Here is a 17,407-nt window from a genome sequence, read left to right on the forward strand (position 1 = left end):
GGGGTATGCGATGATTGCTCGTTTTACTTTGATTTCTGCTGCCATATTAGCATTTGCTCAACCCGCATCAGCAGCAATTTCTAATTTAGGAATTGCTAATGAATACAGTGGTTTTTTCTTTTCTAATGTAAATGGCGGTAATGACGTAGAAGGTAAGTTGGCTGTTGGCGGTAATCTAACGGCAGCGACTTTAAATACGATTGGCTATCGTAATGCTTATGGCACAAAAGGACCTTCCTTGGTGGTCAGAGGAAATATGGTCGATAAGCGGCTGGATATCTACAATGGCTCGAAAACAAAAGTAGATAACAATACAAGCTACGGCCCGGATGTAAAGCAAGAGCTGGGTGCTTTTAAAGACGGCTACGGCGTTGTGGGTGGCAAAATCGTTAATAAAAGTGGTTGGGCTGATTTACGTACAGGTTTTAAGATCAGCTCTGTAGTGGATTTTGATAAAGCCAAAAAAGATTTAACGGCCCTATCTAAAAGCCTTGCCGCTGATAAAACTAACGGTCAGGTCATTAATGAAAATGGCGGGTTTACTTTAAAGGGCGATAATAAGTCTGATCGTCAGGTATTTAATTTAAAAGCCAGTGAATTTTTAAATCTAAAATTAACCGACATTAAAAAAGATGCAACGGTTATTATTAATTACACAGGCAGTTTTAGCGATATTGTTTTAGCGGGCGGCCAGTTAGGCCAGATGGAAGCGATGCGCAGTAATATCCTGTTTAATTTGCCAACGGCAACAAAACTGTCGGTTAATACCTTTGTCTGGGGTAGCATTTTAGCGCCACAGGCAGCGATTTACGGCCAAGCACACGTTGAAGGCACTTTGGTTGCTAATTCCTTAGAAAGTAATTTGGAATTAGGTTATGAGCCATTTAAGGGCAATTTAACTACCCCAGTGCCAGAGCCGGAAACCTATGCCTTGATGGGCTTGGGATTAGTGGGTTTGATGATGCGCCGCCGCAATAAAAAATAATTGCAGCAGGCATAAAAAAACGGGGAAGCTTTGGCTTCCCCGTTTTTTATCAGGCTGGAATGATCCAGCATTGATGCAGTACTTACAGCCCAGCTGCCGCGCGCAGAGCTTCAACTTTATCAATGCTTCTCTCATGAGAAGCCTGACTCTTGCGCGTTAACCGCACCATTTTCTGAAGTTACAGCCCAGCCGCCGCGCACAGAGCTTCAACTTTATCAATGCTTCTCTCATGAGAAGCCTGACTCTTGCGCGTTAACCGCACCATTTTCTGAAGTTACAGCCCAGCTGCCGCGCGCAGAGCTTCAACTTTATCAATGCTTCTCCCATGAGAAGCGTGATTCTTGTGCGTTAACAGCAGCATTTTCTGAAGTTACAGCCCGGCTGCTGCGCGCAGAGCTTCAACTTTATCTGTACGCTCCCACGAGAAGTCTGGCTCTTCACGGCCGAAATGACCATAAGCCGCAGTACGTGTGTATATCGGGCGCAGCAGATCCAGCATCTGGATAATGCCTTTCGGGCGTAAATCGAAGTGCTGTTTAATCAGCTCAACAATTTCGTGTTCAGGCAATTTACCTGTGCCCCATGTATCCACCATGATCGATACCGGTTGTGCCACGCCAATTGCGTAGGACACTTGCACCAAGCATTGCTTGGCAATCCCTGCTGCAACGATGTTCTTTGCCACATAACGGCCAGCGTAAGCGGCTGAGCGGTCTACCTTGGATGGGTCTTTGCCCGAAAATGCACCGCCGCCGTGAGGGGCCGCACCACCGTAGGTATCAACAATGATTTTGCGGCCGGTTAAACCGCAATCGCCCATCGGGCCGCCGATCACAAAACGACCGGTCGGGTTGATCAGGTATTTAGTGCCGACTAATAACTCTGGCGGAATTACTGGCTTGATGATTTCTTCAATCACGGCTTCAGAAAGCTGAGCGTGGCTAACATCCGGGTGGTGCTGGGTAGACAGCACAATCGTATCAATGCCTGTCGCCATGCCAGTATCTTTATCGTAGCGAACCGTTACTTGCGATTTGGCATCCGGGCGTAGCCAAGGCAGGCGGCCGTCTTTGCGAACTTCTGACTGGCGCTGCATCAGGCGGTGCGAGTAGTAAATCGGCATCGGCATCAGCTGCGGTGTTTCATCGCAAGCATAGCCAAACATCAGGCCTTGATCGCCAGCGCCTTGGTCTAAATCTAATCCCTGGCCTTCGTTAACGCCCTGAGCGATATCCGGGCTTTGCTTGTCATAAGCCACCAGCACGGCGCAGGTTTTGTAATCAAAGCCGATATCGCTATGGTCGTAGCCGATACGCTTGATGGTATCGCGAGCGATTTGAATGTAATCCACATTGGCGTGGGTGGTAATTTCACCGGCCAGCACCACAAGGCCAGTATTAACCAGTGTTTCTGCCGCAACACGCGCATGCTTGTCTTGCGTCAGAATTGCGTCAAGGATGGAATCGGAAATTTGGTCAGCGACCTTATCCGGATGCCCTTCAGAAACTGATTCGGAGGTAAAGAGGAATTCTTTCATAATTGTTTCCCTGTCAAAGAGGGGCTTAACAGCCTATTTTGCCGGTAGAATCCGAAGCCTGCCCTTGGATGCGTAAAAACCTGATGCTGCTGCTAAAACCTTTTGCTTACTTGCCCCTATGGCTATTTCATGGCCTTGGGGCCTTGCTTGGCTGGCTGGCTTGGCTGTTATCGCCACGCTACAGACAGCGTTTGGCTGCCAACTTGCAGCAGTCGGGTATTGCGCAAAATGGCGGAGATTATAAGCGATTGCACCGCCTAAGTGTGAGCGCCCATGGCATGGGGGCCTTAGAACTTTTACCAGCGTGGCTTAGAACGCCTGAGCAGGTTGGTCGCTGGGTGAAGGAGCGCGATGGTTGGGAGCATGTTGAAGCGGCTTTGCAAAGTGGTCGGCCTATGATGTTTGTTTCTCCGCATCTTGGTGGAATCGAAGTCTGTGGAGTGTATATAAGCACACAGATCCCTTGCGTGCTGGCCGCTTTATATCGCCCACCCAAACTTAAATGGCTAGAGCCGCTGATGGTGACGGGCCGCAACCGTGCCAATGGCCGTGCCGCACCAGCGAATGCCAGTGGCGTAAAGATCTTACTGCGTACCTTAAAAGAGAAGCAAGCCATTTATATACTTCCCGATCAGGCTCCTGGGGCGGGTGAGGGAGCTTGGGCCCCGTTCTTTGGTAAGCTTGCTTACACCATGACTCTGTTGCCGCGCTTAAGTAAATCTACTCAACCGGTGATCTTGATGTGTTTTGCCGAGCGTTTGTCTTGGGGGCGTGGTTTTAAAATGCATTTCGCCCCGCTTGATGAGGCGTTTGGAGGGGATGCACAAGCCGATGCGACTATTTTGAACCGCAATGTAGAAGCCATGATCCGCCGTGCACCTAGCCAGTATTTATGGAGCTATAACCGTTATAAGCGCCCCGCTGGTGCGCCATTACCCGATGGGGAAGTGGAGTAGTTCTGGTACAGGTGCGTGGAAGTTGTAGCTAATGCTAAATCTTAAACCACAGAGTAAAAGGAGGACACAGAGTCCCACAGAGAAAACCTAAGTCCTCTTTTTGTTTTTCTCTGTGAAACTCTGTGTTCTCTGTGGTTTAAGATTTTGCTGAGGGGAAGTTTCCACTAGTGCTATTTTAGGAGCCATTTTCCTTACAAAATATACAGTTTTTATCCCGCAAAGTTTTCGTTTAGCTTACTTATAGATGTGTTGTTTTTATCTTTCAGGCCACTATGATTTATCGTTTTTTACTGTTTATATTTTGGTGTTTAAGTTGTTTACCACAGTCTGTACTGCGAGGTTTTGGGGCGGTATTGGGGTCCTTGCTGTATATCGCAGTAAAAAGCCGCCGCAAAATCGGGCTGGTTAATTTAAAGTTGTGTTTTCCTGAGTGGCCCGCTGGCCAGCATGAGGCGATACTCAGGCAGCATTATCGTGAGTTTTGCACCTGTATTTTTCTCTATAGCAAATTATGGTTTGGCACTCAGGCGCAGATTGAAAAATTGGTTCGCCGTGAAGGGCTGGAGCATTTTTCTGCGGTAGAAGACCAGAATCTCATTTTGTTGGCACCGCATTTTTTAGGGCTGGATTTCGGTGGCACGCGGCATATGGTGGATCATCGCGGTGCAACGATGTATTCCTCTGCACATGATAATGCCTTTGATTTGCTGCTTTTGCGGGGGCGTCGTCGCTTTAATGAGCCGCTATTAGTTAAGCGTAGCGAAGGCATACGCGGTATTTTGAGGGCGATTAAGCAGGGCGTGTGTTTTTACTATTTGCCCGATCAGGATCTTGGCCCGCGGGAATCGGTGTTTGTGCCATTTTTTGGGGTTCAAACGGCAACCGTGCCGGGTTTGTCTCGCTTGGCCTTGATGGGCAAGGCGCGCGTGGTGCCTGTGGTAACGACGCTGACAAAAAGTGGTTTCGTTTGCCGCTACTACCCAGCATGGGAAAACTTCCCAAGTGAAGATGTGCTGGCCGATACGGCAAGGATGAATGCATTTATTGAAGAGCGGGTAAGAGAGCATCCATCGCAATACTACTGGCTGCACCGCCGCTTTAAAACCCGCCCTGAGGGTGAAGCGAATTTATATTAGGTGTTAAACGCTAACACCTATGCGCATTACTAAAGTCAATGATATGCATTGCATTTTTTATAGGGCGGGTGAAGCTCCATGTGGGCTAAGCAATATGCTTTTGTATCAGCAAACAGCGAAAAAACGTAACAATCACGCTCTCTGCATAGGGCTTAAAAATCCCCTTGAAGCACGCCGAAGCGGGGAATAAGCGGCTCGGGGTTTCGGAAAAGGGGTAGCGGCTTGCTCTCGAGCAGCCTTTTTCGCTGAGCCGATTATCCGCAGTGAGGGGCTTTCGTGCTGGCTGGGGCGGCCTTCTTTGGCTTCGTTTCTTGGCCGCGCAAGAAAGGAAGGTCCAGCGGGACGCCCGCACCTAAATCAACTTGCCGAAGGCACTAAAAAGATCTTTTTGACTGTGGTTAGCGCGTATGGGGTGAAGTCCACGAGCTAGTCCACGAGCTAGGCTGAAAAGTACGCGGGTTTCACTCGCCCTACAAAATAAGCCCTAGCTCTGATGCAACTGCTGCAATAGCTCACGCAGGCACTGGCTGTCTTCTGCAATTAGCATTTGCTCTACCAGTGGCGTAATTCTGTGCATTTCGCCGGTTAGGATTTCTTGTTTTACTTTAAGCAGTTGAATCGGCAGCATAGAGAAGCGCCTTAGCCCAAGGCCAAGCAGCAGCCGGGTAAGGGCTGGGTCACCTGCCATTTCTCCGCACATCGATACCGGCTTGCCCATGCGATTTGCAGTGCTGATCACATGATGCAGCAGCTGAATCACAGCGGGATGCAACGGGTCATAAAGGTGTGAAACCGCATCGTCGTTGCGATCTACGGCCAGCGTGTACTGGATTAAATCGTTGGTGCCGATCGAGATAAAATCGAGATGTGCTAAAAACTGGGCGACCTGCACCGCTGCTGCAGGCACTTCAATCATGCCGCCTAACTCGATATTTTCATCAAAGGCCACACCAGCATCCGCGAGTTGTGCCTTGGCTTCTTCCAGATGCTTACGTGTTTGTCGTACTTCACCCACATAAGAGAGCATGGGCAGCAGCAGCTTGATCTTGCCATAGGCTGAGGCGCGCAATAGGGCGCGCAGCTGGGTGCGGAACATTTGCGGCTCGGCCATACAGAGACGAATACCGGTGAGACCTAGCGCTGGATTGGGTGTTTCGCGATCCTGCTGCCACCTGGGGATTTTATCTTTGCCTAAATCGACAGTGCGGATAATCACCGGCTGGCCTTTCATGGCTTCAGCAACTTGCTTGTAGGCGAGAAATTGTTCTTCTTCGGTAGGTAAATCAGATTCGGATAAAAATAAGAATTCAGAGCGAAATAAGCCGACGCCTGTTGCGCCGTTTTCGATCGACAATTTACAGTCGTCAGGGACTTCAATATTGGCAAACAGTTCGATCACTTCACCGTCTTTGGTGATCGGCTGTTTGGTGCGGATATCTTGCAGCGCTTTTTGTTTTTTGAGCCAATCGCGTTGACGGTGGCGGTATTCTTTAAGGATGATTTCATCAGGATCAACGATGACTACGCCGTTAATCCCATCCACAATAATCAGCTCGTCTTCACGAATCAGTTCGCGGGCGTGGCGCAGGGCAAGTACCGATGGCAGATCTAAGCTGCGGGCTAAAATCGCCGTGTGCGAGGTGGGGCCGCCCACATCGGTAATAAATGCGAGGTATTCGGTGTCTTTAAATAACACCATATCGGCAGGGCTAAGATCGTGCGCCACCAAAATACAGTTGGGGGCAATTTCGGCCAGCGGGTGCGAGTGGTTTTCGTGCCCTGCCAGTGTTTTAAATACCCGCTCCACCACCTGGATCACATCGGTGCGGCGCTCACGCAGGTATTCATCTTCGATCTCATCAAATTGCGCCAGCAGCACTTCAAGCTGTAGCTTAAGCGCTCATTCGGCATTGCAATGCTGCTGCTCGATCAAATTGCGCGGCTCTTTGGAGAGCATATGATCGTTAAGCAGCATGATATGTAGGGATAAAAAGGCGCCCAGCTCGGCAGGGGCATTTTCGGGGATACTGCCCCAAAGCATTTCTAAGGATTTGCGGGTAACGCGGATGGCGTCATCAAAGCGGGCCAGTTCGGCAGGGATATCAGCGGCGGATAGTTGATAGTGAGCAATTTCGATATCGGCATGCGATATAAGGTGAGCTTGCCCGATTGCAATCCCACCCCCAATGCCAATCCCTTGTAGCGTAATGCTCATAAACCTTCCTTTTATGCCACCGTGCCGGTGATCGCGGTCGTTATTTTAAGTACAAAACTGATCTGACCTATTCGTGATATTGCGTAGCGCCTTATGGTGCTGCGCGGTATTTGCCATTTGATGCCGGGGCTAAGCCCCGGCGGCTAAAATATATAAAAGTACCGACTATTTATATATTTATAAGTGGCTAAAAGTTAAAGCATTTTGACAATAGTGGCTGCTTATTCACCTTCACCAAATTTATCGGCAATCAGGGCTGAAATCGCGCCCATTGCGGTATCCGCATCGGGGCCGTTGTCAGTTTCTAGCAGAATTTTGCTGCCTTTGCCTGCTGCCAGCATCATCACACCCATGATCGATTTGGCATTAACCCGCTTTTGATTGCGGCTTAGCCAGACTTCGCATTGAAACTGGCTAGCAAGTTGGGTGAGCTTGCTGGATGCACGGGCATGTAAGCCCAGTTTGTTAACAATTTCTACTTCACTTATTGGCATATTACTTATTCCTGAGCGCTGCTGGGCAGCATGTAGAGAACACCCTCTAAACCGCCTGTAATTGCTTTGCTGACGACGACTTCAAGTGCTTGGTGGCTATAGCTCAGCGTTCTGACTAGCATCGGTAAGTTAACACCTGCAATGGCTTCTACCTTGCCAGCAACAACTAAACGCTGGGCTACATTAGAAGGCGTACCGCCGTAAATATCTGTGAGCAATAACACACCGGAGCCATCGTCCAGCTTACTAATCATTTCGCTGGCGCGCCGAACCACTTCGTCGGGCTCATCCGCTTTGCTGACTGATAGTTGCAGCAAATTGGGCAGCTCCCGCGCCATAATATGTTGAGCACACGAGACTAAGGCTTCGCCTAAAGACACGTGTGTCACGATGATAATACCAACCATACCTTATTTACCTTAGCGGGTGTAAGTTTGATGTTATTAATTAACAAGAAAGCATCGTTCTATAAATATACCGCTTTTGCTAGCTAACGTAAGCGGTAAATATGCACTGGCGGTTTTAGCCAAGTCAGACGGCGTTGTAAATCTGCGGTGACATAGACACTGCCATCATTACCTACGATGAGTACATCTTGCAATCCAAAACGCTTGGCATGACGTAGTGTATTTCCTATGCCATCAATAAAAATAGGCTTGGTAGCCGCATCAGAGATTGCGCCTGCTTCCAGGCTTGCCGGTGCAATCACGGTTGCCGCTTCCATGCTTGTGGCGGGCTGGCCGGTGCGCGGGTCGATTAAATGCGAGTAGCGTTTGCCTGCGACTTCAAAAAAACGTTGGTAATCGCCCGATGTGCCAATGGCTTCACCATCCCTTAAAGCAATCGTTGCCATTGCCTGCGGCTCTCTGGGGTGTTGTATGCCCACAATCCACGGCGTTTGATCTTTTTTGCCTAGCGCCAATACATTGCCGCCGATATTAATCAGCGCATTATTTACCCGGTATTTGCGTAAATACGTTGCTGCTCTATCTAGTGCCCAACCTTTGGCAAAGCCGCCGGTATCGATTTGCACTGCCGGATTACTGCTGCTAACCGTGGCGGCGTCAAAAGTGAGATCGCTCATCCTTGGTTGGCTGGCGAGCAAATCGGCAATGGTCTCGCTCTTGGGTAAAACAGCAGCATAAGTGTCTTTATGAAAGCCCCAAGCCTCGACCAAGCTGCCCATCGCTGGATTAAAGAGCTGCTCAGATCGATCTGCATACTGGCTGGCTTGCTTAAGCAGTGCCGTGGTTTCAGTGTCGATCAGAGCGGCTTCACCCTTGGCAAAGCTGGCGTTAATCCGGGTGATCTCGGAGGGTAGCCAAGGATGCAGACGGGTATGGATGCGATCTAAATCGGCGAATACGGCTGCTGCATGCTTTTGTGCCACATCTTCAGGCAAGCCCCAGATGGAGATCTGTACTCGCGTACCAAATACATAGCTTTCTTGCTGATAAAGTGGGGCCTTGCTGCAAGCGCTTAATAGCAGCGCGGCCATCAGCAAGCAGAAGCGTTTCATTGCTTGGCGTGCTTTTCTAAAGCATCAATAAAGAGGGCTGCTACATTAATCCCAGATTGCGCGGTGATTTCGGCAAAGCAGGTCGGGCTCGTGACATTCACCTCAGTGAGGTTCTCACCAATTACATCCAGCCCCACCAGCAGCAAGCCTTGAGCGGCGAGCTGCGGCCCTAGTGCTTCGGCAATTTCTCGGTCTCTTGCCGTTAATGGCCTTGCTACACCGCTGCCACCTGCCGCCAAATTACCGCGTGTTTCACCGGCCTTGGGAATGCGCGCTAGGCACCAGTCCACTGGTTTGCCATCGATCAGCAGAATGCGCTTATCGCCTTCTTTAATCGCCGCAATATAGCGCTGCGCCATGATGGAAACTGTGCCATTGGCGGTTAGCGTTTCGATAATCGAGCCTACATTCGGATCGGTTGTTGTAAGGCGGAAAATCCCTGTGCCACCCATGCCATCCAGTGGCTTCAAAATAATATCGCCATGCTCGGCTAAAAATTCGCGGATATCGGATTCTTGCTGGCTGACCAAGGTAGGCGCGGTGAACTGGGGAAACTTTAAAATCGCCAGCTTTTCATTAAAGTCGCGCAGCGCTTGGCCACGGTTAAATATTTTTGCACCCTGCGCTTCGGCCAGCGTAAACAATTGGGTGGCGTAGAAATACTGCTGATCAAACGGTGGATCTTTACGCATGATCACTGCATCGAAGTCTTTCAGTGCTGTGATGGCTGAATCGCCCTGGGCATACCAATCGTGGCCGCTTTGGGTGTCGGTAAAGTGCAATTGGGCGGCCTGTGCTTCAACCACGCCATCTTTAATTCGCAGATGTTCAGCACCACAAGTAAACAACAAATGCCCCCGCAAATCCGCTTCACGCATCATGGCGTAGCTGGTGTCTTTGTAAATTTTTAAGCTGGCAAGCGGATCAAGCACGACAAGGATTTTCATAGCGGCCTTTGTGACGGGTAAAAATTTTAAAACGTAATGACGGAGGTGTGATGAAAACCTAAATCTTGAACCACGGAGGACACAGAGAACACGGAGGGTCACGGAGAAAAGCCAATTTGAAATTGCGAAACTTCAACAATAATGGGGTTTGATTTTCCTAGACCCATCCTTATTAAAGGGAAAAGATCCTTTCTCCGTGTAACTCTGTGTTCTCCGTGGTTCAGGATGTGGGTTCGATTATTCCAGCTCTAAAGACCCAGCCAATAAGGCCAGTCTTGCGACTACGCCGTAGGAGTAGAAGCGGTTGGCTTCGCAACCTGGCGAGCCGTCGCAATCGGGGGTGGAGAGCGATGATGCAAAGGCCAGTGGTACAAAGTATGCGCCCGGTGAGTTTAGGTTTTCATCAATGCCGCGCCCTGTATGCACACGGTAAAAGCCGCCAATGACAAAGCGATCCAGCATATAAACTACCGGCTCGGCCACCGCGGCGTTGATTTGCTCGAACGTCGGCACGCCTTCTTGCACGATCACATCGCGTACTTCTACGCCTTCTTTAATCACGCTCATTTTATTGCGCTGCTTGCGGTTCAAGCCGAGTAATTCCTCGCCCGATTTCACGCTCATAATACCCATGCCGTAAGTACCGGCATTGGCTTTTACGATCACAAAAGGTACTTGATCAATGCCGTGCTGCTCGTATTTGATACGGATTTTTTCAATCATGGCATCCACGGTGGCAGCCAGCTCGTCTTCACCCGCGCGGGAGTGGAAATCCAGCCCGTCTACATGCTCAAAGTAAGGGTTAATCACCCAAGGATCGATATCGATCAGTGCAGCAAACTCGGCAACGACTTTATCGTAGGCGGTGAAATGCTGGGTTTTGCGGCGCACGGCCCAGCCTGCATTGAGCGGCGGCAGCAGCGTTTGCTCGATATCTTGCAAGATGGCCGGAATACCTGCCGATAAGTCATTATTGAGTAAGACCACACAAGGATCGAATCCAGCAATGCTGACGCGTTTGCCGTTGCGTACTATCGGCTCTAGTGTCAGCTTGCTGCCATCCGGCAAATCAAGTGTAGTGCTTTCGGTGATTTCTGGATTCATGCTGCCTAAACGCACTACTAAGCCAGCTTGGCGCAAGATTTTGGCCAGCGCGGCGACGTTTTGCAGATAGAAAGTATTACGGGTGTGGTTTTCTGGAATCAGTAATACGCGGCGCGCATCCGGGCAATAGCCTTCCAGCGCAATCATGGTGGCGTGCACGGCCAGCGGGTGAAACTCCGGATTCAGATTATTAAAGCCGCCAGGAAATAAATTCATATCGACTGGTGCTAGCTTGTAGCCCGCATTGCGTAAATCGACTGAGCCATAAAACGGCGGCGTGTGCTCCTGCCACTTGTTGCGGAACCAATGCTCGATTTCAGGCTGGGCTGCCAAAATTTTACGTTCCAAATCTAATAGCGGGCCTGTGAGTGCAGTGGTCAGATGTGGGACGCTCATTTTGGGGTATTCCTTAGTGGTTTCATCCATGGCATATGTGGGCGCTGGGCGGTGGATTCAACTCCGGGGGGGCGCTAATTTGTTTGCCTGCTGTTTATGCTTGGTTTTTCAGGCCGGAAAAACAAACTTCTAACATTGATTTGACGATGGTTTCGTGATCCAGCTTGCTGTAAAGCTGTAAGTATTCTACGGCCGGATCGCAGGTTCTGGCGTAATAGGCAAATAAAATCACATCAACAGGCAGGGCAGCGTTGAGCTGGCCTTGTTTTTGAGCTTGCTGAACGATGGCCTCCATCTTGCTATTTAATTTCAATACTCTCATAACGTATTTTAGGTTGCGCGTCAGCATCTCGCGAACATGCGTGCTGGTTGAAGGCAGAAAAGGCATGCCGCCATCCAGCCTGATTCTTAACGCCCAAGCAAGCAAGTCTTTTAGCTGCTGGATTGGGCTTAGCCCTGCGGGCATGGCTTCCAGATAATCGAGCGCGCCATCAATCAGGCGAATCATCGCTGCACCGACCAAATCTTCCTTAGATTTAAAATGCTTATAAAGGCTGGGTTTAGAAATACCTACTTCCTGGGCAACGTCGTCCATGGTCATCAAGTCAAAGCCCTTGCTGGCCAGTATGGCGGTGGTTGCATCGAGGATCGCCGTTTCGCGTAGCTTAAAGGCCTGATCTTTGAAGCTTAATTTGCTTAAAATACTCATTGGTAATTAAAGTTACTCTGTGGTAGATTTAATTGCATGGTGGTTTAGTTGCCATATTAGCCGCTGATGGCAGCAATGGATAGCCTCAACTTTTGTGATCCTCACTTAGATAAGGAATAAAACGTGGCTCAGCAAGCATCTTCTTCTTCCAGACAAAAAATCGCCGTGATTGGTGCAGGCATCTCTGGCCTTGCCAGTGCGTATCTGCTTAATCGCAAGCACGATGTTTGCCTGTATGAGGCGGGGGATTATCTGGGGGGCCACAGTAATACGGTCGATGTATCTATCAACGGCCTGAGCCATCCGGTTGATACCGGCTTTTTGGTGCTGAACGATAAAACCTACCCTAATTTAATTGCGCTACTGGCCGAGCTAAATGTGGCGACCTATAGCACCGATATGTCGTTTGGTGTGTCGATGGATGATGGGCGGCTAGAATGGGCGGGCACCGATCTAGCCAGTGTTTTTGCTCAGCAGCGCAATCTATGGTCGCCACGTTTTTGGGGCATGCTGAAAGATATTTTGCGTTTTAATAAAGCTGCTCACGCTAATTTGGTGCGGGTGGGCAATAGCGGCGAAACCCTCGGCCAGTTGCTGGATGCGGGTGGCTACGGCCAGCTATTTAGAGAAGGCTATTTGTTGCCGATGGCTGCAGCTATTTGGTCTAGCTCGCCGAGTGATATTTTACGTTTCCCTGCACTGACCTTTCTGCGCTTTTGCATTAACCACGCGCTATTGCAAGTGAATGACCGGCCTAAATGGCAAACGGTGCAAGGCGGCTCGCGCAGCTATGTGCAGCGCATTGCGGCTACTCTGCCCGATATTCGCCTTAATACGCCCGTGTTGGGCGTGCGGCGGGATGTGAGCGGTGTGCGGGTTTTAAGCGCCAGCGGCGAATCGCGTTTTAATGCCGTGGTGTTCGCTGGTCATGCCCCCGACATCTTAAGTATTTTGGAAGACGCTAGCCCAGCTGAGCAAAAGCTCCTAGCCGCGGTGCGCTATCAGCCGAATACCGCGTATTTACACCTTGATGAGCGGCAATTACCCCATAACAAAAAAGTATGGTCGGCCTGGAACTACCTTGGTGGTGCGGCAGTTGATGGGCAACGGCCTGTATGCGTGAGCTATTTGCTGAATCAATTACAAAATCTGCCATTTGAGCATCCGGTGGTGGTGACGCTGAATCCTTTTAAAAAACCGGATTTAGTGATTGCACAGTTTGAGTACGAGCACCCGATTTTAGATCAGGCGGCGATTGATGCTCAGCTGCGTTTACCGCAGCTGCAAGGGCGCAACCGAACATGGTTTGCCGGAGCGTGGACGGGATATGGCTTTCATGAAGACGGCTTGAAATCTGCCCTACGCGTGGCTGCTGATTTTGATGTGTTGCCTGCATGGGCGCAGCTCTGATGCGTGCCGCCTATTTATTAATCGGGCAGGTGATGCACGAGCGCTTAAGGCCGGTGCAAAACCGCTTTGTGTATCCAGTGTTTTGCCTGCGGCTAAATCTGGCCCGATTAGGCGAGCTGAATAATCGCTGGTTTGGCGTCAACTGCTGGCGGCCTTTATCGATTGCTACGCGTGATTATGGCGCTAGAGATGGCTCTGATTTGCAAAGCTGGATGCGTGGCCTATTAAAAGAAGCCACCATCGAGGCCGATGGCGAAATATGGTTGCAAACCTTTCCCAGAATCTTTGGCTATGCCTTTAACCCGGTTAATTTTTGGTTTTGCCACGATAAAAATGGCGGCTTAAGAGCCGTGCTAGCCGAAGTGAACAATACCTTTGGCGAGCATCATCGCTATTTATTACAAGCTGCAGGCGGCGGGCTGATTTTGGCCGATAGCGATTTACACAGCATTAAAGCACTGCATGTTTCGCCTTTTTGTCCTGTGGCGGGCCATTACCAGTTTTGCTTTAAGGATTCGCCAGACAGCGCTTTTGTGGCGATTGATTATTTTGATCAGGAAGGCCTGCTGATTAAAACGGCGGTTGCAGGCCGACGCCTCTCGTTTACCCCCGCGCATTTGCGCCGTGCTTTGCTGGCTCAGCCCTTTTTAACGCTGGGCGTGGTCGCCAAAATCCATTGGCAGGCACTGCGTCTTTGGCTAAAGCGTGTGCCGTTTTATCGTAAGCCTCAGCCCCCCTTGCACCCTGTTAGCCATCCACTTCATTTGCGACGTTCAAAGGAAAGCCAATCATGAGCCAAGCGCGTACCTTGTCTGATTTACCCTCTGCCACGCCTGCTGCGGCGCGATTATTTATTCAAGTATTGCAGCGTTTGCAATATGGGCATTTGCAGCTGATTACGCCCGATGGTAGCCGCCTTACTTTTGGGGATTTACACACGCCGCCCAGTGCCGTGCTGCATATTCATGATTGGCGGGCTTGTGGCCGGATTATCAAGGCGGGTGATATCGGTTTTGCAGAAAGCTATGCAGCAGGTTGGCTGGATACGCCTGATTTAACGGCCCTATTGCGGCTGGCTTTAAAAAACGAAGCGGCGCTGGAGCGTTTTGTCTTTGGCGGCAAGCTGGCCACCTTGTGGTATCGGCTAAAACACTGGCTGCGCCCTAATACCCGCGAGGGCAGCAAACGCAATATCCACGCGCATTACGATATCGGTAACGATTTTTACCAGTTGTGGCTGGATAAAAGCTGGACGTACTCCAGCGCTATTTTTGCCGGTGATTTTAGCCAGAGCTTAGAAAGTGCCCAAGCCGCTAAATACCAGAGAATTATCGACACGCTGGCTTTAAAGGTGGGCGATAAAGTCTTGGAAATTGGCTGCGGCTGGGGAGGCTTTGCCGAGCATGCCGCCCGCTGCGGTATTGAAGTGCACGGTATTACCATTTCTGAAGCACAGCTGGCGGTGGCTCAAGTGCGTAATCAAGGCAATAGCGCCAAGCTTTGGCTCTGTGATTATCGCGATTTAAACGAGCAATACGATGCGATTGTGTCGATCGAAATGTTTGAAGCCGTGGGCGAGCGCTTCTGGCCCAGCTATTTTAATCAGCTGCAGCAATGCTTAAAGCCGGGGGCAAAAGCGCTGGTGCAAAGCATCACCATTGATGATGCGCTGTTTGAGCACTACCGAGCCAATACGGATTTTATCCAGCAGTATATTTTTCCTGGCGGCATGTTACCCAGCCCAGAGCGCTTTGTGGCCAAAGCGGCAGAGGTCGGCCTTAAGGCGCTCGATCAATATCATTTTGGTGCGGATTATGCCGAAACACTGCGCCGCTGGAGCCATGCTTTTAGCGCGTGTGAAGACGCCATTGCGGCGCAAGGCTTTGATGATTCATTCCGGCGTATTTGGCAGCTTTATTACGCCTATTGCGAAGCAGGCTTTGATGAGGGGCGGACCGATGTGGTGCAGTTCTTATTACAAAAAACTCGCTAGTGCACTGCTACTGATGACGCTGGCTAGTGGCGCATTTGCCGCCAGCTGGCGGGAAGAGCTGCCTGCAGCTACGCCGCTTGGCTCGGGAGAGTTTCGCTGGTTGGGTTTCAGAATTTATACCGCCCGCTTATGGAGCGAGCAGCGCCCCTTTGTTGCCAGTGCACCCTTTGCGCTGGAGCTCACTTATCACCGCAGCATCAGCCGCGAGCGTTTTGTGAGCAGCAGCCTCGATGAAATCAAGCGTTTATCCGGCAAAGAATACAGCAAGGCGCAGCTGGCTCGCTGGCAGGCAGAGATGGAGCGCGCGTTTAGTGATGTAGAAAGTGGCGATCAGCTGATTGGCGTGTATCTGCCGGGTGTGGGTTGCCGCTTTTATGGCAAAAAGGGCCTGAATGCCGAAGTGGCCGATCCCGAATTCGCCAAAGCTTTTTTTGCTATCTGGCTGGATGAGCGCAGCAAAGATAGCAATCTGCGCTCGCAATTATTGGGGCAAAAGTGAAGCCCGCACTGGCTTATGGCCTGCTGGGTTTACCGTTGGCGATGGCGGCCTTGCCGGTTTATGTACACGCCCCAGCCTATTACGCCGGACAACTGGGAATGGCCTTATCCACCACGGGTCTGGTGTTGTTTCTGGCTCGATTGGTGGACACCGTCCAAGACCCGTGGCTAGGGCATCTCATTGATTTAAAGGCAGGGCGCTTGCACGGCTGGATGCTCGCTGCTGGCCTGCTACTGGCGATTTCTTTTGCCGGTTTGTGGTTGCCACCCGTGCAAGGCGCTGCACTGATTGCATGGCTAGCGGTGATGCTGATTGTTATTTACACCGCGCATAGCATGCTGAATATCGCCTATCTGGCGTGGGGGGCAAGGCTGGGGAATGAGGCTGTTCTGCTCAATGCCGCAGCTTGGCGCGAAGGTGCGGGGCTGGTCGGTGTGGTGCTGGCGAGTATTGTGCCGGGCTATTTAATGGCGGGGCAGCAGGTAGAGCAAGGCATGGCTTGGTATGCCTTAGCCTTTGCTCTGCTATTAGCTTTGGGCATTGTGGCGCTGCTTTATCGGGCCTTGCCTTGGCTGGGCGGGGGTGAAAAGCAATCCTGGCGCGAGCCGCTGGCTAATCCGGCATTTAAACGCTTATTGCTGCCCTATTTTTTAAACGCGGTTTCGGTGGCGATTCCAGCCACGCTGGCGCTGTTTTATATCCGCGATCGTATTGAGGCACCGCAATTATCGGGGGCGTTTTTGGCCGCATATTTTGTGGCGGCGGCTCTAGGCCTGCCATTGTGGGTAAGGCTAGCCACAAAAATCGGCACGGCAAAGGCGTGGCGCTTAGGCATGGTTTTAGCCGTGCTGGCTTTTGCAGGCGCAGCTTTGCTCAGTGCCGGTGATGTGGCAGCTTATGCCGTGGTGTGCATTCTGGCAGGGCTGGCGCTAGGGGCCGATTTAGCCCTGCCGCCGGTGTTATTGGCTGGGCTGATTTCACCCCAGCATTCACCCGCCAGCTATTACGGAATCTGGACTCTACTGGGCAAACTGGCCCTCGCCTTATCTGGCCTCGCTTTGCCGCTCCTGGCTTTGGGCGGCTATCAGCCGGGAATAGCCGGTCAGGGCGGATTAAGCCTTGCGCTGACCTACGCCGCTTTACCTTGCGCGATTAAATTACTGGCAATGTGGCGTTTAAATTTAGTGATTGGTGCTACACAACGGAAACCCAAATCTTGAACTACGGAGGTCCCAGAGGACACGGAGTTTCACAGAGAAAACCTATTTTTAATTGGGTCGTTTATTGGTGTTTGAGTGGCATCAACCTCCGCATAGGGATTGATAACACGCCCCCAGCACGGTAATGCCGTTTACTTAAGGAGTTTGATTTAGCCTCCCCCTTTATAAAAGGGGGATTGAGGGGGATTTGCCTTTGGTTTTTTGCTTATTGAAGCCCAACATCAATGGCAAATCCCCCCTAGCCCCCCTTTTACAAAAGGGGGTACACAAGCAAAACCCCTTAAGTG

The 17,407-nt window shown here is 50.7% G+C and carries 15 protein-coding genes and 1 pseudogene; 8 read left to right on the top strand and 8 right to left on the bottom strand.

The window, feature by feature from the left end; all coding sequences use genetic code 11:
• Positions 1–10 precede the first annotated feature (10 nt).
• Complete coding sequence (locus ACFQNF_RS08445; RefSeq protein ID WP_380187561.1) at positions 11–985, top strand: choice-of-anchor A family protein; 975 nt, start codon at positions 11–13, stop codon at positions 983–985.
• A 370-nt stretch (positions 986–1,355) separates the two neighbouring features.
• Here the strand turns inward: ACFQNF_RS08445 and metK are convergent, their stop codons facing one another.
• A complete protein-coding gene (gene metK / locus ACFQNF_RS08450) occupies positions 1,356–2,522 on the bottom strand; it encodes a methionine adenosyltransferase (protein ID WP_380187562.1) in 1,167 nt (388 codons plus the stop codon).
• A 68-nt stretch (positions 2,523–2,590) separates the two neighbouring features.
• Here metK and ACFQNF_RS08455 point away from each other — a divergent pair, with 68 nt between their 5' ends.
• Both ACFQNF_RS08455 and ACFQNF_RS08460 read left to right on the top strand, forming a co-directional pair.
• The gene (locus ACFQNF_RS08455) at positions 2,591–3,478 is read left to right on the top strand and encodes a lysophospholipid acyltransferase family protein (protein WP_380187563.1); all 888 of its coding nucleotides are present in this window, start codon (positions 2,591–2,593) and stop codon (positions 3,476–3,478) included.
• Positions 3,479–3,750: 272 nt separating this feature from the next.
• Positions 3,751–4,614 carry a lysophospholipid acyltransferase family protein gene (locus ACFQNF_RS08460; protein ID WP_380187564.1) on the top strand — a complete coding sequence of 288 codons (864 nt, stop codon included), beginning with the start codon at positions 3,751–3,753 and terminating at the stop codon, positions 4,612–4,614.
• Positions 4,615–5,098: 484 nt separating this feature from the next.
• On the opposite strand, the pseudogene ptsP reads toward ACFQNF_RS08460, so the two are convergent.
• The 7 genes and pseudogenes from ptsP to ACFQNF_RS08495 form a co-directional block, all read right to left on the bottom strand.
• Positions 5,099–6,829: pseudogene (ptsP, locus tag ACFQNF_RS08465) on the bottom strand (phosphoenolpyruvate--protein phosphotransferase).
• Between the two features lie 221 nt (positions 6,830–7,050).
• Complete coding sequence (locus tag ACFQNF_RS08470; RefSeq protein ID WP_046350509.1) at positions 7,051–7,323, bottom strand: HPr family phosphocarrier protein; 273 nt, start codon at positions 7,321–7,323, stop codon at positions 7,051–7,053.
• 5 nt (positions 7,324–7,328) lie between these two features.
• Positions 7,329–7,730 (bottom strand): PTS sugar transporter subunit IIA, encoded by a 402-nt coding sequence (locus ACFQNF_RS08475; protein ID WP_380187565.1) that lies wholly within the window; start codon positions 7,728–7,730, stop codon positions 7,329–7,331.
• A gap of 83 nt (positions 7,731–7,813) precedes the next feature.
• Complete coding sequence (locus ACFQNF_RS08480; protein ID WP_380187566.1) at positions 7,814–8,842, bottom strand: FAD:protein FMN transferase; 1,029 nt, start codon at positions 8,840–8,842, stop codon at positions 7,814–7,816.
• Positions 8,839–9,789: a glutathione synthase gene (gene gshB / locus ACFQNF_RS08485; protein ID WP_380187567.1), complete on the bottom strand. Its 951-nt coding sequence runs from the start codon at positions 9,787–9,789 to the stop codon at positions 8,839–8,841. Before gshB ends, ACFQNF_RS08480 begins: the two co-directional genes overlap by 4 nt.
• Before the next feature lie 237 nt (positions 9,790–10,026).
• Positions 10,027–11,289, bottom strand: a complete 1,263-nt coding sequence (gene gshA / locus ACFQNF_RS08490; protein WP_380187568.1) for a glutamate--cysteine ligase — start codon at positions 11,287–11,289, stop codon at positions 10,027–10,029.
• A gap of 94 nt (positions 11,290–11,383) precedes the next feature.
• Positions 11,384–11,998, bottom strand: coding sequence for a TetR/AcrR family transcriptional regulator (locus ACFQNF_RS08495; RefSeq protein WP_380187569.1), 615 nt, complete (start codon positions 11,996–11,998; stop codon positions 11,384–11,386).
• A gap of 123 nt (positions 11,999–12,121) precedes the next feature.
• Here ACFQNF_RS08495 and ACFQNF_RS08500 point away from each other — a divergent pair, with 123 nt between their 5' ends.
• The 5 genes from ACFQNF_RS08500 to ACFQNF_RS08520 are packed head-to-tail and all read left to right on the top strand — an operon-like array spanning position 12,122 to position 17,120.
• Positions 12,122–13,408: an NAD(P)/FAD-dependent oxidoreductase gene (locus ACFQNF_RS08500; RefSeq protein WP_380187570.1), complete on the top strand. Its 1,287-nt coding sequence runs from the start codon at positions 12,122–12,124 to the stop codon at positions 13,406–13,408.
• The gene (locus ACFQNF_RS08505) at positions 13,408–14,202 is read left to right on the top strand and encodes a DUF1365 domain-containing protein (RefSeq protein WP_380187571.1); all 795 of its coding nucleotides are present in this window, start codon (positions 13,408–13,410) and stop codon (positions 14,200–14,202) included. Before ACFQNF_RS08500 ends, ACFQNF_RS08505 begins: the two co-directional genes overlap by 1 nt.
• Positions 14,199–15,401 carry a class I SAM-dependent methyltransferase gene (locus ACFQNF_RS08510; RefSeq protein ID WP_380187572.1) on the top strand — a complete coding sequence of 401 codons (1,203 nt, stop codon included), beginning with the start codon at positions 14,199–14,201 and terminating at the stop codon, positions 15,399–15,401. Before ACFQNF_RS08505 ends, ACFQNF_RS08510 begins: the two co-directional genes overlap by 4 nt.
• A complete protein-coding gene (locus ACFQNF_RS08515) occupies positions 15,367–15,900 on the top strand; it encodes a chalcone isomerase family protein (RefSeq protein WP_380187573.1) in 534 nt (177 codons plus the stop codon). The genes ACFQNF_RS08510 and ACFQNF_RS08515 overlap by 35 nt, the downstream gene beginning before the upstream one ends.
• On the top strand, positions 15,897–17,120 hold the full coding sequence (locus ACFQNF_RS08520) for an MFS transporter (RefSeq protein ID WP_380187574.1): 1,224 nt from the start codon (positions 15,897–15,899) through the stop codon (positions 17,118–17,120). Before ACFQNF_RS08515 ends, ACFQNF_RS08520 begins: the two co-directional genes overlap by 4 nt.
• Positions 17,121–17,407: the final 287 nt, after the last annotated feature.

The sequence above is a fragment of the Iodobacter arcticus genome (assembly GCF_042664895.1).
GTDB classification, from domain to species: domain Bacteria; phylum Pseudomonadota; class Gammaproteobacteria; order Burkholderiales; family Chitinibacteraceae; genus Iodobacter; species Iodobacter arcticus.